Origin of the sequence: Rhodanobacter ginsenosidimutans (assembly GCF_042655685.1) — a bacterium.
Classification (GTDB): domain Bacteria; phylum Pseudomonadota; class Gammaproteobacteria; order Xanthomonadales; family Rhodanobacteraceae; genus Rhodanobacter; species Rhodanobacter ginsenosidimutans.
This window is the reverse complement of record NZ_JBHSMM010000002.1, coordinates 419722-445165: the sequence shown is the minus strand read 5'-3', so window position 1 is coordinate 445165 and position 25444 is coordinate 419722. Positions and strand designations below refer to the sequence as shown.

24 protein-coding genes are annotated in these 25444 nt (G+C 66.5%); 22 read left to right on the top strand and 2 right to left on the bottom strand.

All coding sequences use genetic code 11. The features are described from left to right. From flhB to ACFPK0_RS11825, 12 genes are all read left to right on the top strand, one after another. Positions 1 to 1140, top strand: coding sequence for a flagellar biosynthesis protein FlhB (flhB, locus tag ACFPK0_RS11880; RefSeq protein ID WP_377340992.1), 1140 nt, complete (start codon positions 1 to 3; stop codon positions 1138 to 1140). A 12-nt stretch (positions 1141 to 1152) separates the two neighbouring features. Next, positions 1153 to 3243: a flagellar biosynthesis protein FlhA gene (gene flhA / locus ACFPK0_RS11875; RefSeq protein ID WP_056085226.1), complete on the top strand. Its 2091-nt coding sequence runs from the start codon at positions 1153 to 1155 to the stop codon at positions 3241 to 3243. 155 nt (positions 3244 to 3398) lie between these two features. Then, positions 3399 to 4757: a flagellar biosynthesis protein FlhF gene (gene flhF / locus ACFPK0_RS11870; RefSeq protein ID WP_056608130.1), complete on the top strand. Its 1359-nt coding sequence runs from the start codon at positions 3399 to 3401 to the stop codon at positions 4755 to 4757. A 14-nt stretch (positions 4758 to 4771) separates the two neighbouring features. Further along, positions 4772 to 5698 (top strand): MinD/ParA family ATP-binding protein, encoded by a 927-nt coding sequence (locus tag ACFPK0_RS11865; RefSeq protein WP_056085223.1) that lies wholly within the window; start codon positions 4772 to 4774, stop codon positions 5696 to 5698. Between the two features lies 1 nt (position 5699). Continuing rightward, positions 5700 to 6428, top strand: coding sequence for an RNA polymerase sigma factor FliA (locus ACFPK0_RS11860; RefSeq protein WP_007080064.1), 729 nt, complete (start codon positions 5700 to 5702; stop codon positions 6426 to 6428). Between the two features lie 90 nt (positions 6429 to 6518). Next, on the top strand, positions 6519 to 6926 hold the full coding sequence (locus tag ACFPK0_RS11855; protein WP_007080063.1) for a chemotaxis response regulator CheY: 408 nt from the start codon (positions 6519 to 6521) through the stop codon (positions 6924 to 6926). Beyond that, positions 6923 to 7567, top strand: a complete 645-nt coding sequence (locus ACFPK0_RS11850; protein ID WP_056085221.1) for a protein phosphatase CheZ — start codon at positions 6923 to 6925, stop codon at positions 7565 to 7567. Before ACFPK0_RS11855 ends, ACFPK0_RS11850 begins: the two co-directional genes overlap by 4 nt. A gap of 12 nt (positions 7568 to 7579) precedes the next feature. After that, on the top strand, positions 7580 to 9487 hold the full coding sequence (locus ACFPK0_RS11845) for a chemotaxis protein CheA (protein WP_377340988.1): 1908 nt from the start codon (positions 7580 to 7582) through the stop codon (positions 9485 to 9487). A 6-nt stretch (positions 9488 to 9493) separates the two neighbouring features. Then, the gene (locus ACFPK0_RS11840; protein ID WP_056085217.1) at positions 9494 to 10234 is read left to right on the top strand and encodes a flagellar motor protein; all 741 of its coding nucleotides are present in this window, start codon (positions 9494 to 9496) and stop codon (positions 10232 to 10234) included. After that, complete coding sequence (gene motD, locus ACFPK0_RS11835) at positions 10231 to 11388, top strand: flagellar motor protein MotD (RefSeq protein WP_200946378.1); 1158 nt, start codon at positions 10231 to 10233, stop codon at positions 11386 to 11388. Before ACFPK0_RS11840 ends, motD begins: the two co-directional genes overlap by 4 nt. A 28-nt stretch (positions 11389 to 11416) precedes the next feature. Further along, on the top strand, positions 11417 to 11896 hold the full coding sequence (locus ACFPK0_RS11830) for a chemotaxis protein CheW (RefSeq protein WP_056085213.1): 480 nt from the start codon (positions 11417 to 11419) through the stop codon (positions 11894 to 11896). Continuing rightward, positions 11886 to 12272: a DUF2802 domain-containing protein gene (locus ACFPK0_RS11825; RefSeq protein WP_056085575.1), complete on the top strand. Its 387-nt coding sequence runs from the start codon at positions 11886 to 11888 to the stop codon at positions 12270 to 12272. Before ACFPK0_RS11830 ends, ACFPK0_RS11825 begins: the two co-directional genes overlap by 11 nt. A gap of 143 nt (positions 12273 to 12415) precedes the next feature. Here ACFPK0_RS11825 and ACFPK0_RS11820 read toward each other — a convergent pair whose 3' ends face one another. Together ACFPK0_RS11820 and fliK are read right to left on the bottom strand one after the other, a co-directional pair. Then, positions 12416 to 12673, bottom strand: coding sequence for a hypothetical protein (locus tag ACFPK0_RS11820; RefSeq protein ID WP_056085211.1), 258 nt, complete (start codon positions 12671 to 12673; stop codon positions 12416 to 12418). Further along, positions 12670 to 13812: a flagellar hook-length control protein FliK gene (gene fliK / locus ACFPK0_RS11815; protein ID WP_056085209.1), complete on the bottom strand. Its 1143-nt coding sequence runs from the start codon at positions 13810 to 13812 to the stop codon at positions 12670 to 12672. The genes ACFPK0_RS11820 and fliK overlap by 4 nt, the downstream gene beginning before the upstream one ends. A 175-nt stretch (positions 13813 to 13987) precedes the next feature. Here fliK and ACFPK0_RS11810 point away from each other — a divergent pair, with 175 nt between their 5' ends. From ACFPK0_RS11810 to cheD, 10 genes are all read left to right on the top strand, one after another. Continuing rightward, on the top strand, positions 13988 to 14368 hold the full coding sequence (locus ACFPK0_RS11810; RefSeq protein ID WP_056085207.1) for an STAS domain-containing protein: 381 nt from the start codon (positions 13988 to 13990) through the stop codon (positions 14366 to 14368). Between the two features lie 14 nt (positions 14369 to 14382). After that, the gene (locus ACFPK0_RS11805; protein WP_007080053.1) at positions 14383 to 14745 is read left to right on the top strand and encodes a response regulator; all 363 of its coding nucleotides are present in this window, start codon (positions 14383 to 14385) and stop codon (positions 14743 to 14745) included. 4 nt (positions 14746 to 14749) lie between these two features. Further along, complete coding sequence (locus tag ACFPK0_RS11800; RefSeq protein WP_377340982.1) at positions 14750 to 16768, top strand: chemotaxis protein CheA; 2019 nt, start codon at positions 14750 to 14752, stop codon at positions 16766 to 16768. Positions 16769 to 16925: 157 nt separating this feature from the next. Further along, positions 16926 to 18629 carry a methyl-accepting chemotaxis protein gene (locus tag ACFPK0_RS11795; protein WP_377340980.1) on the top strand — a complete coding sequence of 568 codons (1704 nt, stop codon included), beginning with the start codon at positions 16926 to 16928 and terminating at the stop codon, positions 18627 to 18629. 66 nt (positions 18630 to 18695) lie between these two features. Further along, positions 18696 to 20396: a methyl-accepting chemotaxis protein gene (locus ACFPK0_RS11790; RefSeq protein WP_377340978.1), complete on the top strand. Its 1701-nt coding sequence runs from the start codon at positions 18696 to 18698 to the stop codon at positions 20394 to 20396. 71 nt (positions 20397 to 20467) lie between these two features. Continuing rightward, complete coding sequence (locus tag ACFPK0_RS11785) at positions 20468 to 21502, top strand: hypothetical protein (RefSeq protein WP_156458912.1); 1035 nt, start codon at positions 20468 to 20470, stop codon at positions 21500 to 21502. A 103-nt stretch (positions 21503 to 21605) separates the two neighbouring features. Beyond that, positions 21606 to 22112, top strand: coding sequence for a chemotaxis protein CheW (locus tag ACFPK0_RS11780; RefSeq protein ID WP_377340975.1), 507 nt, complete (start codon positions 21606 to 21608; stop codon positions 22110 to 22112). Between the two features lie 13 nt (positions 22113 to 22125). Beyond that, positions 22126 to 23862, top strand: coding sequence for a methyl-accepting chemotaxis protein (locus ACFPK0_RS11775; protein ID WP_377340973.1), 1737 nt, complete (start codon positions 22126 to 22128; stop codon positions 23860 to 23862). Positions 23863 to 23868: 6 nt separating this feature from the next. Further along, a complete protein-coding gene (locus tag ACFPK0_RS11770) occupies positions 23869 to 24744 on the top strand; it encodes a CheR family methyltransferase (protein ID WP_377341213.1) in 876 nt (291 codons plus the stop codon). Next, the gene (gene cheD, locus ACFPK0_RS11765; RefSeq protein WP_377340970.1) at positions 24741 to 25388 is read left to right on the top strand and encodes a chemoreceptor glutamine deamidase CheD; all 648 of its coding nucleotides are present in this window, start codon (positions 24741 to 24743) and stop codon (positions 25386 to 25388) included. The genes ACFPK0_RS11770 and cheD overlap by 4 nt, the downstream gene beginning before the upstream one ends. The last annotated feature ends 56 nt before the right edge of the window (positions 25389 to 25444 follow it).

Here is a 25444-nt window from a genome sequence, read left to right as displayed (position 1 = left end):
GTGGCTGACGACAGCGACCAGGAAAAAACCGAACAACCTACCGAAAAACGCCTTCGCGAATCCCGCGAAAAGGGCGAGGTTCCGCGATCGCGCGATCTGTCCGGCGCGATGGTGGTGCTGGCTGGCGTGGCGGCCCTGATGAGCAGCGGCCCCAGCGCGTACCTGCATGCGCAGCGGATTTTTTCGCTGGGGTTGCACTATTCGCGCGACGCGCTGTTTTCCGACGCGTTGCCCGGCCGCGCGCTGGTGGCGGCGATGCACGAGGCGATGGTGCTGTTCTGGCCGGTGGCGGCGGCGACGATGCTGGCCACGGTGGCGGCGCCCTTGTTGCTGGGCGGACTGAATTTCAGCGCCAAGGCGCTGGAGCCGAAGTTCGAGCGGCTCGACCCGATCAAGGGGCTGGGCAAGATTTTCGCCATGCGTGGCCTGGTGGAGCTGGGCAAGGCACTGCTGAAACTGTTGTTTATCGGCACGGTGCTGGCCTTGCTGCTGCGCCACTGGCAGGGCGAGCTGCAGGCGACTGGCAGCGGTTCGGTGACGGCCGGCATTGCCCAGTCGATCAGCCTGATGGGCAGGGCCGCGCTGTGGTTCGGCTCGATGCTGGCGCTGATCGGCGGCATCGACGCGCTCTACCAGAAGTACGACCACAGCAAGAACCTGCGCATGACCAAGCAGGAAATCAAGGACGAGATGAAGGAGAGCGAGGGCAACCCCGAGATGAAGGGGCGCATCCGCCAGGTGCAGCAGGCGCAGGCACGCCGCCGCATGATGGAAGACCTGCCCAAAGCCGACGTGGTGGTGGTCAACCCCACCCACTTCGCGGTGGCGCTGCGCTACGACGATGGCCACATGGGCGCGCCCCGGGTGATCGCCAAGGGCGTGGACGTGCTGGCCCAGCAAATCCGCCTGGTGGCGGGCTCCCATCACATTCCGATGGTCGAAGCGCCGCCGTTGGCACGCGCCTTGTATGCAACCACGGAAATAGGGCGGGAAATTCCTGCCGCCCTGTACGTGGCGGTGGCGCAGGTACTGGCCTACGTCTACCAGCTGAAGCAAGCAACGGCGCAGGGCGAGACACCGCCCGCGGCACCGGTCCCCGACGTCGATCCTGAACTGATGGGGCCTTATCGCGACACATGACGAGTCAAATCCATGACGGGTGCAGACGTACTAGGCAATTTCAAACACTTCGCCCGACGGGGAATTGGCGCACCAGTGATGATGCTGGTGATGCTGGCGATGCTGATGTTGCCGCTGCCGCCGTTCCTGCTCGACATGTTGTTCAGCTTCAATATCGCGCTGTCGCTGGTGATCCTGCTGGCGGTGGTCTACGTGATGCGGCCGCTGGAGTTCGCGGCGTTTCCCACCGTGGTGCTGATGGCGACCTTGCTGCGCCTGGCACTGAACATCGCCTCCACCCGCGTGGTGCTGCTGCACGGCCATGATGGCCCCGGCGCCGCCGGCAAGGTGATCGAGGCGTTCGGCGAGTTCGTCATCGGCGGCAACTTCGCCGTGGGCCTGGTGGTGTTCATCATCATCACCATCATCAACTTCGTGGTGGTGACCAAGGGCGCCACCCGCGTGTCGGAGGTGACCGCGCGGTTCACGTTGGACGCGATGCCCGGCAAGCAGATGGCGATCGACGCCGACTTGAACGCCGGCCTGCTGACCCAGGAACAGGCGCGCGATCGCCGCCAGGAAGTGCGCGAGGAGGCGGACTTCTACGGCTCGATGGACGGTGCCTCGAAATTCGTGCGCGGCGATGCCACCGCCGGCATCCTGATCCTGATCATCAACATCGTCGGTGGCTTCTTCGTCGGCGTGATGCAGCACGGCCTGTCGGCCGGTGAGGCCGCCTCCACCTACACCTTGCTGACCATCGGCGACGGCCTGGTGGCGCAGGTGCCGGCGCTGATGCTGTCGGTGGCCGCGGCGATCATCGTCACCCGCGTGTCGAAATCCCAGGACATGGGCAAGCAGGTGTTCGGCCAGGTGTTCGGCCAGCCGCGCGCGCTGGGCGTGGCCGCTGCGGTGCTGACCGTGATGGGCGTGATCCCCGGCATGCCGAACGTGGCCTTCCTGCTGCTGGGCGCGGCCTGCGCCGGTGCCGCGTGGCTGCTGCTGAAACGCGAGCGCGATAGCCGCGCCCAATTGGCCGAAGCCGTGGCCGAAGCGCCGCAAGCTACCGCGGCGCCCGAGCGTCTGGAACTGGGTTGGGAGGACGTGGCCAGCGTCGACCCGCTGGGCCTGGAGGTGGGCTACCGGTTGATTCCGCTGGTCGACACGCACCAGGGCGGCGAGCTGATGGGGCGGATCAAGTCCGTGCGCCGCAAGCTGTCGCAGGAGCTGGGCTTCCTGGTGCCGGCGGTGCATATCCGCGACAACCTGGATCTGGGCCCCAACACTTATCGCATCACCCTGATGGGCGTGCCGATGGGCGAGTCGGAGGTGCACACCGAGCGCCTGATGGCGATCAACCCCGGCCAGGTGCACGGCACCCTGCAAGGCATCGCCACGAGGGACCCGGCGTTCGGCCTGGAAGCGGTGTGGATCGACAGCGGCCAGCGCGATCTGGCCCAGAGCTACGGTTACACCGTGGTCGACCCGGCCACCGTGATCGCCACCCATCTGTCGCACATCCTGCAAAACCACGCGCACGAATTGCTCAGCCACCAGGACGTGCAGCAGCTGCTGGACCGCCTGGCTGCCACCGCACCGAAACTGGTCGAGGACCTGGTGCCGAAGCGGCTGACCCTGGGCGCCGTGGTGAAGGTGCTGCAGAACCTGCTGGCCGAGCGCGTGCCGATCCGCAATATGCGCAGCATCGTCGAATCCTTGGCGGAACATGCCACTCATAGTCAGGATCCCGGCGTTCTGACCGCCGCCGTGCGCGTGGCGCTGGGTCGCCAGATCGTGCAGGAGATCACCGGCCTGGGTACGGAGGTGCCGGTGATCACGCTGGCGCCGGAGCTCGAACAGATCCTGATGAACTCGCTGTCCGGCGGCGGCGTGGCTGGCGCCGCGGTGGAACCGGGCCTGGCCGACCGCCTGCAGCAGAGCGTCGCTGACGCTGCGCGTCGCCAGGAAGTCACCGGCGAACCGGCCGTTTTGCTGGTTGCGCCACAGTTGCGGCCATGGCTCGCACGCTTTACCCGCCATGTGGCACAAAACCTGCACGTACTCGCTTACAACGAAGTGCCTGACAACCGCCGCGTGCGGCTGGTCCAGGCACTGGGTCAATAAGAACCGGGAGCAGGCATCGTGAATCGAGAATCTTCGGCAAGGAATGGCGGCATGCGGAAACAGGAACAGCCTCACCTCTCCGCGACGGGTCGCCACGCATCGGCTCTTGCCCATTCCCGGTTCCCCATTCCCCATTCCCGTGTCCGGAGCACGCCATGAAGATCAAGCGTTTCGTTGCCAAGGACATGCGCCAGGCCATGCGCGAAGTGCGCGAGGAGCAGGGTCCCGATGCGGTGATCCTGTCCACCCGCCGGCTGGCCGAAGGCATCGAGGTCATCGCCGCCATCGACTACGACGAGGCCCTGATCCGCGAAGCCACGCGGCACAGTGTCATGCCGGCGCAGGAATCCGACGCCGTGCCCGCCGCAGTCATCCCCGAGACGGCACCGGTCGAAATGGCGCCGATAGCCGCTGTTGCCGCCGCACCGCGGCCGGTTGCGCCGCCGGTTCGTCCGCTCGCTGCGGTCAGCCCGGCTCCTTCCGCGATGCCGCCCCGGCCGTATCCGAGCCGCATGGAATCGCAGATCACGATGCCGCCGCTGGTGGCCGTGGATTCCGTCGCCGCCGCGCAGCAGGTGAACGATCGTACGGCGCAGGACACCGCCCGCCTTCGCGCCGAACTGGGCAGCATGCGCGAGATGCTGGAGATGCAGCTTTCCAGCCTGGCCTGGAACGACATGGACCGCCGCCAGCCGCAGCGCGCGCGGGTACTGCGCGAACTGACCCGGCTCGGCATCGAGGCCGACGTGGCGCGTGCGCTGGTTGCCGAACTTCCCGATCAATTGAGTGCCGAGCAGGCGCGCTACCTGCCGCTGGGCATGCTCAGCCGCAGCCTGGTGATCAGCGGGCGCGGCTTGTCCGACGCCGCCGGCGTGACCGCGCTGGTCGGCCCCACCGGCGTGGGCAAGACCACCACCATCGCCAAGCTGGCCGCGCGTGCCGTACTTCGCCATGGCGCCGACCAGGTGGCACTGATCAGCACCGACCATTACCGCATCGGCGCCGCCGCCCAACTCGAACATTACGGCCGGCTGCTCGGCGTGCGCGTGTATCCCGCGCATGACGTGGCCAGCCTGCGCAAGGTGCTCGGCCTGCTGCAGGGTCGCCAGACCGTGCTGGTGGATACTGCCGGCGTGGCCGGCAACGACCCGCGCATGGCCCAGCAGATGGACGTGCTTGCCGCCGCCGGCGGGTTGCGCGCCTGCCTGGTGCTGGCGGCGAATGCGCAGTCCGATGCGTTGGAACAAGCCATCCGCGCCTACGAACCGCTGGCGCCGCAGGCCTGCATTCTCACCAAGCTGGATGAGGCGCCCAGCCTCGGCGGCGCGCTGTCGGTGGTGATCCGCCACCGCTTGCCGCTCGACTACACCACCGATGGACAACGCGTGCCCGAGGACATTGCCGAGGCCAACGCGCGCACGCTGGTGTGCCGTGCCGCGCAATCGTTGAAAAGCAATGCGCCGGATGAGAGTCTGATGGCAGAACGGTTTGGCCTCGCGGTGGCCAGCGCATGAGTGGAGTATTTGCAATGGACCAGGCCTCCGGTCTGAAGAACCTGTTTTCCGCGATGGCAGGTGAACCCAATGGTCCGGCAGGCACGGGGCAGGGTGATGGCCTGCTCGAGATGCCGGGCAAGCCACGCCGGCGCTGCCGCGCCATCGCCGTCGCTGGTGGCAAGGGTGGCGTGGGCAAGAGCACCGTATCGGTGAACCTGGGCATGTCGCTGTCGATGGCCGGCCACGACGTGATGCTGCTGGATGCCGACATGGGCCTGGCCAATGTCGACGTGCTGCTCGGCCTCACGCCGTCGCGCCACATCGGCCACCTGCTCGATGGCGAGTGCGGGTTGGAAGACCTGATCCTGGAAGCGCCGCGCGGTTTGCGCGTGATTCCCGCCGGCTCCGGCGCACGCCGCCTGGCGCAGCTGGACAACGGCGAGCACGCGGCCGTCATCCGCGCGTTCGACGAACTGCCGCACCCGCCGCAGTACCTGCTGGTCGACACCGCCGCGGGGCTGTCCGACAGCGTGGCGATGTTTGCCGCCGCCACCGACGACGTGATGTTGGTGGTGTGCGATGAGCCCGCTTCCCTCACCGACGCTTACGCCATGATCAAGGTGCTCAGCCGCGACTTCGGCGTGCGCCGTTTCCGCATGGTCGCCAACATGGTGCGCAACGAGGGCGAGGCGCGCCAGCTGCACCAGAAGCTTTCGCGGGTGAGCGACCGTTTTCTCGACGTGGTGATCGATTTCACCGGGTGGGTGCCGCACGACGAGCGTCTGCGACAGGCCATCCGCCGCCAGTGCGCGGTGGTGGACCTGTGGCCGTCGAGCCGTTCGGCAATGGCATTCAAGCAATTGGCAGGTGCGGTCGATACATGGGCAGAACCCGAACGCGCTGGCCATGGCCGCATCGCCTTCTTTGGCGGTCAGCCTGTGTCGTCAACGGGGTGGTGAGATGAACGTGGCATCGGAGTATCTGCAACATTCCCGCGAAAGCGCCGACGAACTGGTACGTCGGCATGCACCGCTGGTGCGACGCATCGCCTATCACCTGATGGGGCGGTTGCCGACCAGCGTTGACGTGGGCGACTTGATCCAGGCGGGAATGATCGGTTTGCTGGAAGCATCGCGCAATTACGCCCTCGACCGGGGCGCCAGCTTCGAGACGTATGCGGGCATCCGTATCCGTGGCGCCATGCTGGACGAGCTGCGGCGCACCGACTGGACCCCGCGCTCGGTGCATCGCAAGACCCGCGAAGTGGCCGAGGTGGTGCGTCAGATCGAGGCCGAAACCGGCACCGAGGCGGAGGACGCCGAAGTGATGAAGCGCCTGGGCATCGGTGCCGAGGAATACCACCAGGTGCTGGCCGATGCGGCCTGCGCCCGGTTGCTGAGCCTCACCGCACCGGACGACGGCGAGGAGAGTGCCGCGCTCGACGTGGCCGACGAATCGGGCCTGAGCCCGGCGGACAGCATCGAACACCAGGGCATGCGCGATGCGCTGGCCGACGCGATCACGGGCTTGCCCGAGCGCGAGCAGCTGGTGATGTCGCTGTACTACGAGCAGGAATTGAACTTGAAGGAAATCGGCGCCGTGCTCGGCGTGAGCGAATCGCGCGTCTGCCAGATCCATGGCCAGGCGGTGATCCGGTTGCGCGCACGGCTGGGTGACTGGCGCGATTGAACACGCGATCAAGCGGGTACGACTGAACAAACGGCACCGGCGAACCAGGTCCGGTAGCTCGACCCGAAAAGCACAAACGGAGAACGTGGTTTGGACAAGAACATGAAAATCCTGGTGGTGGACGACTTCTCCACCATGCGGCGCATCGTCCGCAACCTGCTGGTCGAGCTGGGTTTCAGCAACCCGCTGATCCAGGAGGCCGACGATGGCGAGAACGCGCTGGTCATGTTGCGCAACCAGCCGTTCGACCTGGTCGTGACCGACTGGAACATGCCCAACATGACCGGCATCGACCTGTTGCGGGCGATCCGCGCCGAACCGGCCCTCAAGGGGCTGCCGGTGTTGATGGTCACCGCCGAGAACAACCGTGACCAGATCATCGCCGCCGCGCAGGCGGGCGTGAATGGCTACATCGTCAAGCCGTTCACCGCGGTCACCTTGAAAGAAAAGCTCGGCAAGATCTTCGAACGGATCGCTGCCGCCGGAGCCAATGCATGAACGCCATCCTGCCGTTGTTGAACGCGGAGAACCTGCCGCCCGAACTGCGCGACCTGCTCAACAGCCCTGACGGCCCCGCCTTCGAACAGGCGCTGGACGTGATGGTGCGCGACCGCGAGAAGCGGCTGTTCCGCGCGCTGGGCCAGCTGGCCCGTGACCTGCACGGCGCGATGAGCCGGCTCGGTGGCGAGCTGGCCAACGAAGGCATTCCGGGCAGCGTCGCCGACGCGCGCAAGCACCTCAATGACGTGCTGGAAATGAGTGCCCAGGCCGCCCATCGCAGCATCGACTTCGCCGAACGCATGCGCCCGGCCGCCGAATCGCTGGCCCACAACGCGAATGAGGTGCTGTCCTTCACCGACAGCAAGAGCGACCCGGCCGCGGTGTTGGCGCATGAGGCCCGCGATTTCGCGGTCAGCTGCAGCGAGGGCCTGACCGACATGGTGATGGCGCAGTCGTGGCAGGACCTGTCCGGCCAGCGCATCAAGAAGGTCGTCAACTTCATCGAGAGCGTGGAATCGTCCCTGCTTGAACTGGTGCGCCTCACCGGTGCGCTGGCAGGCAGCGAGGCGCCGGCCAGCGTGGTCAAGGTATCCAGCCAGGACGACGCCGATCGCCTGCTCAGCGAATTCGGGTTTTAAGGTGCGCCAGCCGTGACCGCAGAGTTCGACAACGAGCTGCGCCAGGATTTTCTGGTCGAAGCCGGTGAGCTGGTACAGGCGCTGGGCGAGCAGTTGATCGGACTGGAAGCGAACCCGCACGACAGCGAGTTGCTGAATGCGGTGTTCCGCGCCTTCCATACGGTCAAGGGCGGCGCGGGTTTCCTGGCGATCGAGCCGATGGTGCATCTGTGCCATCACGCCGAGGACCTGCTCAACGGCGCCCGCAACGGCGCCGTGATTCTCGATGCACCGTTGATGGATGCGCTGCTCGAAGCGCTGGACCTGCTCAACGACATGATGGCCGCGCTGGGCGCCGACGCGCCGCTGGCGATGCCGCCACCGGCCTTGCTGCAACGATTGAACCGCGCCGCGGCCACGCCGGTCGCCGCACCGGCACCCGTCGCGGCCCCGATCGAGGCGAGCGGTGGCAACGCCGCCATCGACGACAGCGAGTTCGAGGCGCTGCTGGACAAGATGTATGGCAGCAACGCGCCCGGCACGGTCGAGCCGGCACCGGTCGCCGTCGCTCCGGTCGTGCCCGCGCCTTCATCCGGTAGCGCCATCGACGATGACGAATTCGAAGCCTTGCTGGATGCCTTGCACGGTCAGGGCGGCCAGCCCGGCGCGGCGCCTGCATCGGCGCCACCCGTCGTCGCCGTGCCCGCCCCGGCACCCGCGGCCGTGCCTGCACCGGCACCCGCACCCGCGCGTCATGCTGCTACGGCGGAAACCACCGTGCGTGTCGATACCGCGCGGCTGGATGCGTTGGTCAATCGCGCCGGTGAACTGGTGCTGGTGCGCAACCGCCTGCTCAGCCTCGCGGCGAACAGCGCGGACGAGGCGTTGGTGATCGCCGCCAATGAACTCGATCGTGTCGCCGATGAATTGCAGACCGCCGTACTCGGCATGCGCATGCAGCCGGTGGGGCGACTGTTCCAGCGTTTTCCGCGCATCGTGCGCGACCTGGCGCGCCAGCTCGGCAAGAACGTGGAGCTGGTGCTGGAAGGCGAGGGCACCGACCTCGATCGCAGCCTGGTCGAAGCGCTGGCCGATCCGCTGATCCACCTGCTGCGCAACGCGCTCGACCATGGTGTCGAGACACCCGACGAACGCAAGCGCACCGGCAAGCCCGACAAGGCGCGCGTGTGCCTGTCCGCCAGCCAGCGCGGCGAACACATCGTGATTTCCGTCAGCGACGATGGTCGCGGCATGGATGCGAACGTGCTGCGCCGCAAGGCGATCGAGAAGGGCCTGATCAGTACCGACGAGGCGGCGCGGCTGTCCGATGTCGAGTGCTACGAGCTGGTGTTCCGCCCCGGTTTCAGCACCGCCGCGGTGGTGTCCGACATCTCCGGCCGCGGCGTGGGCATGGATGTGGTCAAGACCCGCGTGGCGGAACTGGGTGGCAGCCTGAAGGTGCAATCGCGCCTCGGCCACGGCAGCGAACTCGAATTGAGTGTGCCGCTGACGCTGGCGATCCTGCGCGTGCTGATGGTGCGCGTGGGCGAGCGCCTGCTGGCGCTGCCGATGGGCAACGTCGAGGAAGTTTTCGAATTGAGTGCCGGGCAGGACCGCATGCTCGACGGCCGCATGGTGGCCAACCACCGTGGCCGCGCCTTGCCGCTGGCCGACCTGGCCGGCTGGACCGGCTCGGCGACGACCGCCGGCCGTCACGTGGTGGTGCTGCACATCGGCCATCTAAGGCTGGGTTGCCTGGTGCATGCGGTGCTCGGTCGCGAGGATGTCATGGTCAAACCACTGGGCCCGCTGTTCGAGGACGTCCCCGGCGTAGCCGGCGCCACGGTGACCGGCGATGGCCGGTTGGCGCTGGTGCTGGACCTGGCCGGCCTCGCCGACGAACGCGGGCAATTGCTCCCCTCATTGCGCGCGGTGGGTTGATACGACATGGATATGGTCAGCCTGATAGGCACAATTCTTGGCTTCGTCGTGATCATCCTCGGCACGGTGCTGAAGGGGTCCACGGTGGCGGCATTGTGGAACCCTGCGGCGTTCGTGATCGTGTTTTTCGGCACCCTCGCGGCGCTGCTGGTGCAGAACCAGGGCAAGGTGCTGAAGCATGCGTTGAAGATGATGTCGATGGTTTACAAGCCGCCGCGGCATCAGCCCGGCGACCTGATCAGCCGCATCATCGGCTGGAGCGAAATATCGCGCCGGCAGGGTCTGCTGGGGCTGGAGCCGCAGATCGAGGCCGAGTCCGATAGCTTCATCAGCAAGGGCCTGCAACTGCTCGTCGACGGTGGTGAGCCGGAGGCGATCCGCAGCGTGCTCGAGGTCGACCTGCAGACGCGCGAGGCCGTCGACCTGGCCGGCGCCAAGGTATACGAGAACGCCGGCATCTATTCGCCCACGCTGGGCATCATCGGCGCGGTGATGGGCCTGATGGCGGTGATGCAGAACCTGGCCGACCCAAGCAAGCTGGGCCACGGCATTGCCGCGGCGTTCGTGGCCACGATCTACGGCGTGGCGCTGGCCAACATGTTCATGCTGCCGATGTCCGCGCGGCTGAAGAGCCTGATCAACAAGCAGTCGCAGATGCGCGAGATCCTCATCGAAGGCCTGGTGTCCATCGCCCAGGGCGACAACCCGCGGCAGATCGAGGCGCGGCTGCAGGGCTACCTGCCGTGAGAAGGAAGCACCACGAGGAGCACATGAATCACGAGGCGTGGGCGATCCCCTATGCCGACCTGATGACGTTGCTGCTGGCGTTCTTCGTGGTGATGTATGCCGTCTCGGTGGTCAACGAGGGCAAGTACCGGGTGATGTCCGAGTCGATCGTGGAGGCGTTCAACGGCTCCAGTCACGTGATCGCGCCGATGCCCTCGACCAAGGTGCGCCCGCACAATATCCAGCCGGCCATCGCGGCGCCCGCCGGCCAGCCCGGTTCGTCGATCGTGCCGATCGCGGTGCCCATTCCGCCCCATCCGGTGCCGATGCACGGCGAGGGCCGTGGCGCGCATGCGGGTTTCAAGCAGGCCACCGCGCAGGAAAACCTGAAAGACATCGCCGAGCAGGTGCAGAAGGCGTTGCAGCCGTTGATCGACAAGCAGCAGGTGGTGCTGCGTCGCACCGAGGACTGGCTGGAAATCGAGATCCGCACCGACATCCTGTTTCCCAGCGGCGTGGCCGAACTCGCGCCCTCGGCCAGCGCGATCCTGCGCAGCCTGTCGGGGATCCTCGCGCCGTTCGCCAACCCGTTGCGGGTGGAGGGCTACACCGACGACGTGCCCATCCGCACCATGCTCTATCCCTCCAACTGGGAGCTGTCGGCGGCGCGTGCCGCCACCGTCGCGCGGCTGTTTTCCGAGCACGGCGTCAATCCCGACCGGTTGGGCATCATCGGCTGGGGCGAGGTGCGCCCGGCGGCCGACAACAGCACGCCGGAGGGGCGCAACCTCAACCGGCGCGTGCTGGTGGTGGTCTTGAGTGATCACAATGCGCCGAGCCGGTTCTACACCGATTCGCCCAAACTCGAAGCCGCCCACGCTGACGAGCCAAGCGTTGTCATGGCCGCCTCCGCGATACCCGGCGAGCTGCCCACGGCACGCGTCACCGCCGCCAGCGACGCGGCGGCCGACGGCGAAGTCCCCGCGGCGCAGGCCGCTGGCCCTACACTGCGCCAGGTGGTGGTTGCGACCGCCGTCGAAACCCCGTCCGCTGGAGGCGCCGCAGACACGGTGGTGCCGGCACCGACGGCGGCCGGGGTGCGGGTGCCCACGGCCAGCGCCGCCCCGATGGGCGGGGCACCGCGGCGCAATCCACCGGCTGCACCTCTTCATTGATGGCGTCCCGCAACGCTGGAGTACACGCATGAATGCCGTTGCCACCACGTCCGAACCGAACTCCGGGCATTGGCTGTCGTTCCAGATCGGCAGCCAGCTGTACGCGGCGCCGCTGGTCGAGGTGAGCGAGGTGATCCGGGCCGGTGAACTGACCCCGGTGCCCGGTTCCGCACCCGATCTGCTGGGTATCCGGCATCTGCGCGGGCGCATCGTGCCGGTGCTCGATGGCCGCCTGCGGCTGGGCCTTCCCGCTTCGCCCGCCGCCGATCCGGCGCAAGTGCGCGTGGTGATGCTGTCGCACGGCAGCCATCAGGTTGGCCTGCGGGTCGATGAGGTGGGCGAATTGCTGAACACCGACGGCACCGAGATCGCACCGCCGCCGCCCGATCGCGCCAGCCGCCATGATGACCCGGTCAGCGGCATCCTCAACTGGCAGGGCGGCTTCGTGGCCCTGCTCGACGTGCGTCGCCTGTGCCGGCTCAGCGGGGAGAGCGATGATGCTGCTTGAGATCGCCGTCGTCGTACTGCTGGTGTTGGCGGTGATCCAGTGCGCGCTGCTGGTGCTGGCAAGGCGCGAGGTGCGCCAGTTGCAGCAGCAGCTTGAGCCCATGCGCCAGGACATCGCCACGCTGTCGCAACAGCTGGCGCACATCGGCCACACCGACGTGCCGACATCGATGCTGGTTACGGCGCTGGGCCGGATGGAGCGACGCATGGGCCTGCTGGAACAGAAGCAGCCCGTGGCGCCGCAAAGCACCGGCTCGTACGAATTGGCACAGCAACTGGCCCGGCAAGGCGCCGACGTCGACGAACTGGTGGCGCGCTGCGGCGTCACCCACGCCGAAGCCCTGCTGATCCGGCAAATGCAGACCGCCGGTCACTGAGGCAGGTCCCGCCGGTAGGAGCGTTCCCTGTGCGCGAGCTCTTTGCGGGATTCGGGATGACCAGACATTCGTCTGTTGAAAGCCGGGATTCGCAAAAGCATCGCCCGCAGGGTGCGCTCCTGCAAAAGTCGCGGCCGGGTGAGCTATTCCTCGGCGGCGTCGTAGACCGCGGCGAGTACTGAAGCAGCGGAGGCGTAGAGCAGCGTCGGTACGTCGTCGCGCATGCGTAGGGCGGCCAGCAGGGCCGCGATCTGCGGGTCGTGGTGAACGGGCAGGCCCAGCATGCGGGCGCGGGCGAGCAGCGTTTCCAGCGATTCGGGCGGCATCGCCCTGGTTTCGCTCGCGCTGTTGCCCAGGCGCAGGCTGACCTTGCGCTGTGGCGGCGGCAACGGCGTGTTCATGCGGTGGCCTGCAGCAGCAGGGCGCTGTGCCGACCGGGTGGTTGCGGCATGCCCACCTGGCAACTGAGCTGATCCAGCAATACGCCGCAGGCGGCCAGGCGCTGCTTCAACGGCGTGAACTGGCGTTCCAGCTTGTGCGCGGTTTCCGCGTGTTCGGCCCACAGTCGTACCGACAGGCGCGGTTCGCGCAACTGCAGTTCGCCCTGCACCGGGCCCAGCGCCGGCAGGTCCAGCGCGAAGCCCAGGGTCCAGCCCTGGCTGCCTTCGGCGGCGTCGTTGACGAACTCCAGTTGCACCTGCAGCACGTCGCGGCCGTCCTTGCCCTCCAGCGGAATCTCGATCATCCAGGCGGGCAGCGGGCCGGCGTCCAGTTGCGCCACTTCCACCCGCGCCAGCGCGGCCTTGACGTCGCCGTGCAGCCGGTTGATCAGTGGCTCGACATCGTTGTCGACGGCAAGCTGCGGCAACGGCAGCCGGGGTTGTGCCTGGACGCCGCGTTGCAGCAGCGGCGGCGCGGTGTCGCTGCGGTTGGGTGCGGGCGGTGCGGCCGCGCGCTGGTCGAGCAGGCCGGCCAGGCGCAGCAAGGCACCTTTCCAGTCATCCTGGGCCAGCGCCGGATGGTTGCCCTGCGGTTGCGCCAGCCGCGATTCGAAGAACAGCCCGCTCTGGTTGATCGCCTCGCGCAGGCCTTCGCCGCGGGTAACGTCCGCCGGCGTGCGGACGGATTGTTCAAGCAAGGCCAGCGCCGTGCGCAGGGCCGGCGGCAACTGGCGCACCACGGGCCGCTGCGCCAGTGCGCCCAGCGTGGCCAGCAGCGGTGCGTAGCCATTCTGCTGTGGCAGCCGCTCGCGCAGCGCACGTTGGACGGCGGGGTCGGCGGTCGGTTGGGATGACAATATTTCGAGCTGGGGCTGTGCCCCGAGGCTCAATACCCGTACCTGGAATTGCGGCGGCAGCTGGCCGCTCGGCACATCCGCCTGCACGGTCGCGGCGCCTACCTGCATCACCAGCAGCCCCTGCGGATCCACGCCAAGCGGCCGCGCCGACAGCACGGTGCCGATGCGCCAGCTTTGCGCGGTGGTACCGGCGGCGGCGCCGGCCCATGTGAGCGCGGCAAGGCTGGTGGGCTGGATGATCAAGAGAAGTCCTGGCAGTGGCGGACGGCATTCGGATGGAGTCGTCTCGAAGGGCATCGGCCACCTCCGGGGAAACTTGAGCTCGATTTATTGTGACGGAGCGCACTCATTGGCGCTCAAGCGATCGCCGCCACCGCCGATAAGCCAAACATCGATACGGAAGAGCGGGCGGTTCGACATGGCTGGCAAGCGGACAAGGCAGAAAGGGCAGGGCGGCGCCGCCAATCCGGGTGCTCCCGAAGCGCCGGCGGTCGAGGTGGCAGACGAGGTTGCCGCGCCGTTGACCCTGGCACTGCCGGCGGATTTCCGCATCGCGGCCCAGGCCGCGTTCAAGCAGCAACTGATCGACGCGCTGGACCATGACGCCATCGTGCTGGACGGCGCTGCGGTGGAGCGTGTGGATACCGCTGCGCTGCAGTTGCTGGTGGTGTTCCAGCGCGAGCTCGATGCACGCCAGCGCGCGCCCAGCTGGCAATCGGCCAGCACCGTCCTGACTGAAGCGGCCGAGGTGCTCGGCCTGACACAGACTTTGAAAATGCCAGCCCCCGAGCTGGCCTGAACCGAGGTAGCAGCATGGCAAAGATTCTCGCGGTAGACGATTCGGCTTCGATGCGCGGCATGGTGGCTTTCACCCTGCGTGGCGCCGGCCATGAAGTGGCCGAAGCCGAAAACGGCCAGCTGGCGCTGGACGTGGCGCGTGGCTCCAGTTTCGACCTGGTGCTGGCCGACGTGAACATGCCGGTGATGGACGGTATCGCGATGGTGCGCGAGCTGCGTGCGATGGACGCCTACAAGGGCGTGCCGATCCTGATGCTGACCACCGAATCGCATACCGAGAAGAAGATGGAAGGCAAGGCCGCCGGTGCCACCGGCTGGCTGGTCAAGCCGTTCGATCCCGAACAGCTGCTGGCTACCGTCAAGCGCGTGCTGGGCTGAAACGATGAGTTCGGTCGACCTGACACAGTTCCACAAGACCTTTTTCGAGGAGAGTCTTGAAGGGCTCGACGCGATGGAAGCGGCGTTGCTGGCGCTGGATTCGGGTTCGACCGACGGCGAGCTGGTGCACACCATCTTTCGTGCCGCCCATTCCATCAAGGGCGGCGCCGCCACGTTCGGCTTCACCGACGTGGCGGCGTTCACCCATGTGGCCGAGTCGCTGCTGGAAGAAGTACGCAGCGAACGCCGCAGCATTGATACCGAATTGATCGACCTGCTGCTTCGCTCGGTCGATTGCCTGCGCGGCATGCTGGCGCGCTCGCGTGGCGGCCAGCCCGTGGCCAACGCCGAGAGCGAAGCCTTGCGCGGCGAGCTGGTGCGCCTCGTCAGTGGCGAGACTGCGGTGGCGGTGGTTGCCGCGGCGGCGCCCAAGGCGGTGGTCACCGGCTGGGATATCGACTTCTCCGCGCTGCCGCACCTGCTGCAGACGGGCAACGAGCCGCTGCGCGTATTCCGCGAGCTGCAACAGCTCGGTCGGCTCGAAGTGCTGCGTGCTTTCCTGGTCGATGGCGCACCGGCGCAACTGGCCGATTTCGATCCCACGACGTGCTACCTGGGCTGGCAGCTGCGCCTGCATGGCGACGTGGCCCGTGCCGACGTGGATGCCGTGTTCGACTGGCTCGACGGCGACTGCGTGCTGGCGATCAAGCCGCTGGATGCGGCGCCCGTGGCGGCAACCAGCGAAGCGTCGGCACCTGCCGCGCCCGCTGCTGCGCCAGTCCCGGCGGCGGCCACGAAGGGCGCGGTTCGCGATACGGCGGTGGCATCCAGCGAAGGCAGCTCGATCCGTGTGGGCATCGACAAGGTCGATGCGCTGATCAACATGATGGGCGAGCTGGTGATCACCCAGTCCATGCTCAGCGACATCGGCGAAAAGTTCGACATGTCGCAGCTGGAGCGCCTGCGCGAAGGCCTGGTGCAACTGGAGCGCAACACGCGCGAGTTGCAGGAAAGCGTGATGCGCATCCGCATGCTGTCGATCGCGTCGGTGTTCAACCGCTTCCCGCGGCTGGTGCGCGACTTGGAGCGCAAGCTCGGCAAGCAGGTGCGGCTGGAGCTGCACGGTGAAAACACCGAGCTGGACAAGACGGTGCTGGAGAAGATCGGCGACCCGCTGGTGCACCTGGTGCGCAACGCGATCGACCACGGCCTGGAATCGCCCGAGAAGCGCAAGGCCGCAGGCAAGTCCGAAACCGGCACCCTGAAACTCAATGCGTACCACGAAGGCGGCAACATCGTGGTGCAGATCAGCGACGACGGCGCCGGACTCAACCATGCTGCCATCGTCGCCAAGGCCCAGCAGCGCGGCCTGATCGCCGCGGGGCAGGAGTTGAGCGATGCCGAAGTGGCCGAGCTGATTTTCCAGCCCGGCTTCTCCACCGCCGCCCAGGCCACCGACCTTTCCGGCCGCGGCGTCGGCATGGACGTGGTCCGCCGCAACGTGCGTGATCTGGGTGGCACCGTCGGCGTGCGCAGCGTCACTGGCAAGGGCAGCACCTTCACCATCGCCTTGCCGCTGACGTTGGCGATCATCGACGGCCTGGTCACCGCAGTGGGCGACGAACGCTACATCGTGCCGTTGATCTCCATCGTCGAATCGCTGCGCCTGAAGGCCGATACGGTGCGCAACATCGCCGGCGGTGGTGAGGTGTTCCTGTTCCGCGACGAGTACCTGCCGATGATGCGGCTGTACAAGGCATTCGGTTGCGCCGATGCCGTCAGCAGCATCGAGAACGGCATCGTGGTGGTGGTGGAAGAGGAAGGCCGTCGCGTGGGCCTGCTGGTGGACGACCTGCTCGGCCAGCAACAAGCGGTGGTGAAATCGCTGGAGGCGCATTACCAGCGCGTGCAGGGCATTTCCGGCGCCACCATCCTCAGCGATGGCTCGGTGGCGTTGATCGTGGATGTAAGTGGAGTAGTACGGCTCGGCCAGAGCCAGGGGCAGCGCCGGAAAGCAGCCTGACATTCAACCGGTGAGGGCGGACGCGCGGGGAATACCCGTCACACCGCCGGAAACGTTTCCAGATACCCGGCGCATCGGCGCCGATACCGTCAGCAGGTCGCGATGCGGCCGGCTGGCACCTTCCTTCGCGTTATTTGCTGTTTCTGAGGTTCGTGTCATGTCGTTCCTGAAACGCTGGTCGTTCAACCGCCTGAGCCTCAATGCACGGGTGGTGCTGGTGGTCGTGGTGGTGATCGCGGGATTGATCGGCCTCACCGTGATGAATGCCTTCGAGAGTCGCGCGCTGCAGATGAACGGCCTGCAGAACACGCTGCGCAGCGAGGTGCAGACGGCGATTGCGGTGGCCACCAACTTCCATGACCGGGCTGGCAAGGGCGAATTCAGCGAGACGGAGGCACAGCGCCTCGCGCTGGCCCAGATCCATCAGATGCGGTGGGACGACGGCGCGGGGTACGTGTTCGCGTTCGATGCCAACTATGTCCTGACCCTGCACCCGGTATGGCTGGACAAGCTGGGCAAGAGCGTTCGCGACGAAACCGACCCGCACGGCCATACGCTGTTCCAGTCGATGCATGACGCCGATCTGCGTGATGGCCATGGTGTCACCCGGTACGACTGGCTCAAGCCCAGTACCGGCAAAGTCGTTGGCAAGATCACCTACTCGCAGCTGTTCAAGCCCTGGGGCATGCACTTTGGTGCCGGCGCCTATTTCGACGATATCGACGCGCAGTTCCAGCACTCGTTGATGGTGAACCTGGCCAAGGCGGGCCTGGTGGCCTTGCTGGTGATCCTGCTGGTGTGGTTGTCGATGCGCAGCATCCGGCAGAGCATCGGTGGCGAGCCGGATTTCGCGGTGAAGATGGCCTCGCGCATCGCCGATGGCGACCTGGTCATCGACGATGAAAAGACCTTCGCCAGCGGCAGCCTGCTCGACGCGCTGGCGCGGATGCGGCTGCGGCTGACCACCATCGTGGGTGAAGTGCAGCACGGTTCGCAGGCAGTCAGCACGGCGGCGCACCAGATTGCCAAGGGCAATGACGACCTCAGCCAGCGCACACAGGAGCAGGCGTCCAGCCTGGAGGAAACTGCCGCCTCGATGGAGGAAATGACCTCCACCGTGAAGCAGAACGCGGAGAACGCCAGCCACGCCAACCAGCTGGCCCGCGGCGCGCGCGAGCAGGCCGAGCACGGCGGTGAGGTGGCGGCGCGGGCGGTCGAAGCCATGGGCGAGATCAACGCCTCCAGCCGCAAGATCGCCGACATCGTGGGCCTGATCGACGAGATCGCGTTCCAGACCAACCTGCTGTCCTTGAATGCTGCCGTGGAAGCGGCGCGCGCCGGCGAGCAGGGCCGCGGCTTCGCCGTGGTCGCCAGCGAGGTGCGCAATCTGTCGCAGCGCAGTGCCGCGGCGGCGAAGGAGATCAAGGGGCTGATCAGCGAAAGCGTACGCCGGGTGGAAGCGGGCAGTGCGCTGGTCGACGAGTCCGGCGCGGCGCTGACCGGCATCGTGGACAGCGTCAAGAAAGTCACCGACATCGTGGCCGAGATCGCCGCTGCCAGCCAGGAGCAATCCAGCGGCATCGACCAGGTCAACCGCGCGGTGATGCAGATGGATGAAGTCACCCAGCAGAACGCGGCCCTGGTGGAGGAAGCCTCCGCCGCCGCCCGCGCGATGCAGGAGCAGGCCAACGAATTGCGCCAGCAGATGACGTTCTTCCGGGTGGACAAAACCGAGCGGACGACACCTGAGGCAGCTCCGCCCAAGCGTGTGGCGGAAACCGCGGTACCACCGCGACGCCAAGTGGCGGCCCGCCCTGATGTGATGCGGCCGGCCATGGCCGGCGAGTGGACAGAATTTTGATGTGCGCGTTGCCGAGTGTCGTCGCTCGCCGCACCTGACTTTTTTCATCATCTTTGGATTTACAACATGTTTTCGTTGAAACGTTGGTCGTTCAATCGCATGAGCCTCAATGCACGGGTGGCTCTGGTGGTTGTCGTGGTGATCGCGGGGCTGGTTGGCCTTACCGTGATGAATGCCTTCGAGAGCCGTACGCGGCAGATGGAAGGGCTGGAGCGCACCTTGCGCAGCGAGATCGAATCGGCCATCTCGGTGGCTACGGCTTACGATAAGCGGGCAGCCGCCGGCGAGTTCAGCGCTGCCGAAGCCAAGCGTCTGGCATTGCGACAGATCGAGGACATGCAGTGGGACGAAGGCACCGGCTACATTTTTGCCTTCGATACCGGCCTGACCATGCGCATGCATCCGCTGAAGAAAAAGCTGGTCGGCCAGAGCATTGCCAAGGAAACCGATGCCAAGGGCAAGCCGCACTATCGCCTGATGGTGGAGGGCAACCTGAAGAACGGACACACCCTGATCCGCTATACCCAGATCATGCCGGACGGCAGCGGCAAGGACAAAATCACCTACAGCCAGTTGTTCAAGCCGTGGGACCTCAATTTCTCGGCCGGCGCCTATTTCGACGATATCGATGCGCAGTTCCAGCACTCGTTGATGATGAACCTGGCCAAGGCGGGCCTGGTGGCCTTGCTGGTGATCCTGCTGGTGTGGCTGTCGATGCGCAGCATCCGGCAGAGCATCGGTGGCGAGCCGGATTTCGCGGTGAAGATGGCCTCGCGCATCGCCGATGGCGACCTGGTCATCGACGATGAAAGGACCTTCGCCAGCGGCAGCCTGCTCGACGCGCTGGCGCGGATGCGGCTGCGGCTGACCACCATCGTGGGCGAAGTGCAGCACGGTTCGCAGGCAGTCAGCACGGCGGCGCACCAGATTGCCAAGGGCAACGACGACCTCAGCCAGCGCACGCAGGAGCAGGCGTCCAGCCTGGAAGAAACCGCCGCCTCGATGGAGGAAATGACCTCCACCGTGAAGCAGAACGCCGAGAACGCCAGCCACGCCAACCAGCTGGCGCGCGGCGCGCGCGAGCAGGCCGAACACGGCGGTGAAGTGGCGGCGCGGGCGGTCGAAGCCATGGGCGAGATCAACGCCTCCAGCCGCAAGATCGCCGACATCGTGGGCCTGATCGACGAGATCGCGTTCCAGACCAACCTGCTGTCCTTGAATGCCGCCGTGGAAGCGGCGCGCGCCGGCGAGCAGGGCCGCGGCTTCGCCGTGGTCGCCAGCGAGGTGCGCAACCTGTCGCAGCGCAGTGCCGCGGCGGCGAAGGAGATCAAGGGGCTGATCAGCGAAAGCGTGCGCCGGGTGGAAGCGGGCAGTGCGCTGGTCGACGAGTCCGGCGCGGCGCTGACCGGCATCGTGGACAGCGTCAAGAAAGTCACCGACATCGTGGCCGAGATCGCCGCTGCCAGCCAGGAGCAATCCAGCGGCATCGACCAGGTCAACCGCGCGGTGATGCAGATGGACGAAGTAACCCAGCAGAACGCGGCCCTGGTGGAGGAAGCCTCCGCCGCCGCCCGCGCGATGCAGGAGCAGGCCAACGAATTGCGCCAGCAGATGACGTTCTTCCACTTGACCCCGGACGAGGCGGCACCTGCCGCCCCGGCGCCCGTATCCGCTCGCCCTGCGCGGGCGCAGCCGCGTCGCGTGACCAAGGCCATGCCGGTGCGCACCGCAGCATTGGTGGCCCCGGGCGACTGGACCGAGTTCTAGGGCCTCGTCCCCGCAGCTATCCCCGGGAGCGGCACGCTGCCGCTCCCTTCTCCTTTTCCACGGAAATAACCATGAATTCTGTTTGGATGTCGGCCCGGCACGCGATGCCGGTGCTTGCGCTCGGTAGCGCATTCGCGCTGGCCACCCCAGCCGCCAGCGCCGGCGATTTCAGCTTCGGCGGCAAGGTGTTTGCCGATATCAGTCAGCTGCAGAAACAGGACCACGCGGCGGGTACCGACACCCGTGCGTGGGACGTCGATCTGAAGCGCCTGTACCTGGATGCGGATTACGCGTTCGACCCCGCGTGGTCGGTCCATGTCACCACCGACGTGAACTGGCTGCGCGGCGAGCGCGACCCGGACGTATGGCTGAAGCACGCCTACGTGCAGCGGCAGTGGGACGGCGGCACCCGCCTGCGCGTGGGCGTGGACGACATGCCCGCGCTGGCGCTGACCAGCAAGTGGTACGGCTACCGCTACATCGACCCCATCGGCACCTCGATCCAGAAGATCGACAGCGCCGCCGATTGGGGCGTGCACCTGACAGGCGTGCTGGCGCCGAAGGTGGATTACGCCGTGTCCGTGGTGACGGGCGGCGGCTACAAACACCCCACCCACGGCCGCCGCGCCGACGTCGAGGCGATGGTGACGTGGCATACCAGCGAACACACGATGCTGGCGCTGGGCGGCTTCGATGGCCAGCTTGCCGCCAGCGCGGATGCGCGGCCGCTTTACCACACCGCGCGCCGGCTCGACCTGCTGGCAGCCTATGCCAGTGACGTCTGGCGCCTGGGCATGCGCTACAGCTACGCCAGCAACTGGACCACGCTGTACAGCGTGAACAGCGAGCGCAACGGCAGCTGGTCGGCCTGGGGCAGCGTGCAGGTGGCGCCGCAATGGAGCGTGTTCGCCCGTTACGACCGGGCCCAGCCCACGCGCCTGAACGATCCCTCGCGCCGCGCGATGTACGCCAACGCCGGCGTGCAGTGGCAACCGGTGAAGCGTCTGCGGCTGGCGCTGGCGTTCAAGCGCAACGCCCTGCGTCGCGACAACGGCGAGATCCGGCGCAGCAATGAAGCCGGTATCTGGAGCGAATACTCGTTTTGAACCGGAGCGGCGCCATTCCGGCCCCGCTCAAGTTTCCCCTTCAGGCGCCGACAAAGTCAGGGCAGCAGGACGTCTGCAGGCGTCCGTCAACAGGTAGCAGGCCATGCACGAAAACAACCAGGACGCGGCAACAACGTTGCAGCAGCTCACTTTCACTCTCGCCGGCGAGGAATACGGCGTGGACATCCTGGCCGTGCGCGAGATCCGCGGCTGGTCGCGGGTGACGCGCATTCCACAGACTCCGGAGCATCTGCTGGGGGTGCTCAACCTGCGCGGCGCGATCGTGCCGATCATGGATCTGCGCCTGCGCTTCGGCCTGGAGCGGGAAAGCTTCGGCGACAACACGGTGGTGATCATCGTGGCGGTGGATGAGCGGCTGTTCGGCATCGTGGTCGACGCGGTGTCCGACGTGGTCGACATCGACCCGGCCGCGATCAAGCCCGTGCCGGACATGGGCGCCGTGGTGGATACCCGTTACCTGAAAGGTCTGGCCACCCATGTGGAACGCATGGTGATGCTGCTGGATGTGGAAAAACTGATGCGTCCTGAAGACGTTGAAACCCTGGACGCCGCCATGCCGGATGTCCGGGATGTCGAAGTTGCTGCCTGAATCGGGAACAGAAATGAAACTAAAGACATTCATGGCGCGCTTTACCAAGATGCCCACGCTGAGCGTCAAGGCCCGCCTCATCGGCGTGCTCGGCCTGCTCGGCGCGATGCTGATTGGCGGCGCGATCATCGGCCTCGGTGCCATGCAGATGCAGAACGACGGCACGCGCGAGATCTACGACGGCCAGATGGTGCCGGCCAACCTGGTGGCCACCATCACGCAGCGCTCGCTGATGTCGTACATCGCGCTGGGCGAAGCGGCCTCGCTGATGAGTCAGCCCGACCAGATGAAGCAGAAGATCGACGACTTCAACAAGGCGCAGGCCGAGATCGCCGCGCTGAAGAAGAAGTTCGCCGCGGTGCGCAAGACGCCGGAGATCGAAAAGCTCTACAAGGACTGGACCTCGACCGACGGCGACCTGGAGTCGAACAGCAAGGACCTGCTCGATGCCCTGGCCGACAAGGACGAGGCGTCGCCCGACCTGCTCAACATGCAGGTGCGTCCGCTGATGCTGATGCGCCAGGCCACCCTGGCCAAGATCATGCAGGCGCAGCAGGCCGCCGCGCTCAATATCTTCGACGAGCAGGTGAGCCGCTACCAGAAGATCCGGGCCCTGACGCTGGCTGCGCTGGCCGGTGGCCTGCTGCTGGCGCTGGTTGTCGCAGTGCTGCTGATCCGCTCGATCACCGGCACGCTGAGCCGCGCCGTGGAAGTGGCGCACGCCATCGCGGAGGGCAACCTCGGGCATGAAATCAAGGCGGGCCGCAACGACGAACTGGGCAAGCTGTTGAATGCGTTCCGCACCATGGACGATCGCCTCAGTGCGATCGTGGGTGAGGTGCGCCAGGGCTCCGAGGCGGTCAATACCGCCGCGCAGGAAATCGCCCGCGGCAACGACGACCTCAGCCAGCGTACCCAGGAGCAGGCATCCAGCCTGGAAGAAACCGCCTCGTCGATGGAGGAAATGACCTCCACCGTGAAGCAGAACGCCGAGAACGCCAGCCATGCCAACCAGTTGGCCCGCGGTGCCCGCGAGCAGGCCGAGCGCGGCGGCGAAGTGGCCAGTCGCGCGATCCTGGCGATGGGCGAAATCAATGCCTCCAGCAACAAGATCGCCGACATCGTGGGCCTGATCCAGGAAATCGCGTTCCAGACCAACCTGCTGGCGTTGAACGCCGCGGTGGAAGCGGCGCGCGCCGGTGAGCAGGGTCGCGGCTTCGCCGTGGTCGCCACCGAGGTGCGCAGCCTGGCGCAGCGCAGCGCCGGCGCCGCCAAGGAGATCAAGGGGCTGATCGCCGACAGTGCCGAGAAGGTGCGCAGCGGCTCCGAGCTGGTCGACCAGTCCGGCAAGGCGCTGGCCGAGATCGTGGACAGCGTGAAGAAGGTCACCGACATCGTGGCCGAGATTGCCGCGGCCAGCCAGGAGCAGTCGGCCGGCATCGACCAGGTCAACAACGCCGTCATGCAGATGGACGAGATGACCCAGCAGAACGCCGCGCTGGTGGAAGAGGCTTCGGCCGCCGCCCGTGCGATGCAGGAGCAGGCCGGCGAACTGAGCCGCCAGGTCGGCTTCTTCCACCTGAGCGAGGACGGCGACGACGTGGACGCCGCCGCGGCACAGGCGCGCACGCAGAAAGTGGCGGTGGCCACCGAGGCCGTGTTCGCCGCCATGCGCAATGCGCCCGCATCGAAAACGTCGCCGGCAACCGCCGACGCCGGCAATGCGAGCGGTGCCTGGAAGGAGTTCTGAGTGAGCGTGTTGTCCGCCCCGGCTAAGAATGATCCGGCTGCGGCGGGCAGCAATGGCCCCGTGCTGCAAACCGCGGAGTTCGAGTTTCTGCGCCGTTTCGTGCTGGAGCACTGCGGCATCTCGCTGGGCGACCACAAGCATCAGCTGGTGCAAGGTCGCCTGCAGCGGCGGCTTCGCGCCCTTCGCCTGAAGGGTTTTGCCGAGTATTGCGACGTGTTGCGGCATGACCCGCAGAGCGAACTGGGTGAACTGGCCAGCGCCATCAGCACCAATGTCACCAGTTTTTTTCGCGAAGTGCATCACTACGAACTGCTGGAGAACGAGCTGCTTCCCGCGTGGCTGGCACACAAGCAGCGTGCCGGTGACCGCTTGCGCATCTGGTCGGCCGGGTGTTCCAGCGGCGAGGAGCCGTACGCGCTGGCGATGGTGCTGGCCGAGGCCCTCGCGCGCAACAACAGCACGCTGGACGCGAAGATCCTGGCCACCGACCTGTCGCCGCAGGCACTGGCCACCGCCCGCAGGGGCGTCTATCCGCTGGACCGCCTCGGCGGCATCAGCGCGGAGCGCTGCCGTCGCTGGTTGCTGCGCGGCACCGGCGAGTACGAAGGCCTCGCCAGCGTGCATCCGCAGCTGCGCGAGCTGGTGACGATCCAGCCGCTGAACCTGCTGCATGACTGGCCCATGAGTGGGCCGTTCGATGCCATTTTCTGCCGCAACGTGGTGATCTATTTCGATCAGCCCACCAAGCAGCGCCTGTTCCGCCGCTACGCGCAGTTATTGCCGGTGGGTGGTTACCTTTTTCTCGGTCATTCCGAATCGCTGCATGGCATCAACGACGATTTCGAACTGATTGGCCGCACGGTCTACCGGAAACGCGGATGAATATTTCGACCTTCGCGAAACCCACGGCGCCGCCGCCGCGTGCGCTTCCCGGTTTCGAACATCTGCGTCGCTACTGGGACCCGGTCAGCGCGTGCATGACGGTGAAGGTCCTGCCCGGCGAGCTGTATGTCAGCACCCAGGAAGAGCTCGTCACCACGGTGCTGGGTTCGTGCGTATCGGCCTGCATCCACGACGCGCGCCGGGGTATCGGCGGCATGAACCATTTCATGTTGCCCGAGCCGCTGGGCGAACGCGATGGCTGGTCGTCCACCATCAGCCGCGCGGCGCGCTACGGCAGCGACGCGATGGAGCAGCTGATCAACGGTGTCCTCAATGCCGGCGGCCAGCGCGTCGACCTGCAGGTGAAGATTTTCGGCGGTGGCCGTGTGCTGGCCCAGCTCAGCGACGTGGGGCAGCGCAACATCGAGTTCGTGCAGCGCTACATCGAAGTCGAAAAGCTCAATCTGTGCGCCTCCGACCTGGGCGACATCTACCCCCGCCAGGTGCAGTTTTTTCCGCAGAGTGGCCGCGTGCGGGTACGCCAGTTGCGCCGCCGCGACGATGTGGCGCTGGTGGCCGACGAGCGCGGTTACCTCAAGCGTTTGGCAAATGATCCGATAAAGGGTGAGGTCGAGTTGTTCTAGCGACCGCGGCGGCAGGCACGCGGATTGACAGTGCTGTCGCATGCGACAGGGTTTGG

Excerpts from the sequence above, each read along its gene's own strand:
- cheD (WP_377340970.1), top strand. The coding sequence starts at position 24,741 with ATGAATATTTCGACCTTCGCGAAACCCACGGCGCCGCCGCCGCGTGCG.
- ACFPK0_RS11865 (WP_056085223.1), top strand. The coding sequence starts at position 4,772 with ATGGACCAGGCCTCCGGTCTGAAGAACCTGTTTTCCGCGATGGCAGGT.
- ACFPK0_RS11825 (WP_056085575.1), top strand. The coding sequence starts at position 11,886 with ATGCTGCTTGAGATCGCCGTCGTCGTACTGCTGGTGTTGGCGGTGATC.
- ACFPK0_RS11850 (WP_056085221.1), top strand. The coding sequence starts at position 6,923 with ATGAACGCCATCCTGCCGTTGTTGAACGCGGAGAACCTGCCGCCCGAA.
- ACFPK0_RS11780 (WP_377340975.1), top strand. The coding sequence starts at position 21,606 with ATGCACGAAAACAACCAGGACGCGGCAACAACGTTGCAGCAGCTCACT.
- ACFPK0_RS11810 (WP_056085207.1), top strand. The coding sequence starts at position 13,988 with ATGGCTGGCAAGCGGACAAGGCAGAAAGGGCAGGGCGGCGCCGCCAAT.
- ACFPK0_RS11830 (WP_056085213.1), top strand. The coding sequence starts at position 11,417 with ATGAATGCCGTTGCCACCACGTCCGAACCGAACTCCGGGCATTGGCTG.
- ACFPK0_RS11840 (WP_056085217.1), top strand. The coding sequence starts at position 9,494 with ATGGATATGGTCAGCCTGATAGGCACAATTCTTGGCTTCGTCGTGATC.
- ACFPK0_RS11790 (WP_377340978.1), top strand. The coding sequence starts at position 18,696 with ATGTTTTCGTTGAAACGTTGGTCGTTCAATCGCATGAGCCTCAATGCA.
- ACFPK0_RS11785 (WP_156458912.1), top strand. The coding sequence starts at position 20,468 with ATGAATTCTGTTTGGATGTCGGCCCGGCACGCGATGCCGGTGCTTGCG.
- ACFPK0_RS11860 (WP_007080064.1), top strand. The coding sequence starts at position 5,700 with ATGAACGTGGCATCGGAGTATCTGCAACATTCCCGCGAAAGCGCCGAC.
- ACFPK0_RS11775 (WP_377340973.1), top strand. The coding sequence starts at position 22,126 with ATGAAACTAAAGACATTCATGGCGCGCTTTACCAAGATGCCCACGCTG.
- flhF (WP_056608130.1), top strand. The coding sequence starts at position 3,399 with ATGAAGATCAAGCGTTTCGTTGCCAAGGACATGCGCCAGGCCATGCGC.
- ACFPK0_RS11805 (WP_007080053.1), top strand. The coding sequence starts at position 14,383 with ATGGCAAAGATTCTCGCGGTAGACGATTCGGCTTCGATGCGCGGCATG.
- ACFPK0_RS11800 (WP_377340982.1), top strand. The coding sequence starts at position 14,750 with ATGAGTTCGGTCGACCTGACACAGTTCCACAAGACCTTTTTCGAGGAG.
- ACFPK0_RS11820 (WP_056085211.1), bottom strand. The coding sequence starts at position 12,673 with ATGAACACGCCGTTGCCGCCGCCACAGCGCAAGGTCAGCCTGCGCCTG.
- ACFPK0_RS11795 (WP_377340980.1), top strand. The coding sequence starts at position 16,926 with ATGTCGTTCCTGAAACGCTGGTCGTTCAACCGCCTGAGCCTCAATGCA.
- flhA (WP_056085226.1), top strand. The coding sequence starts at position 1,153 with ATGACGGGTGCAGACGTACTAGGCAATTTCAAACACTTCGCCCGACGG.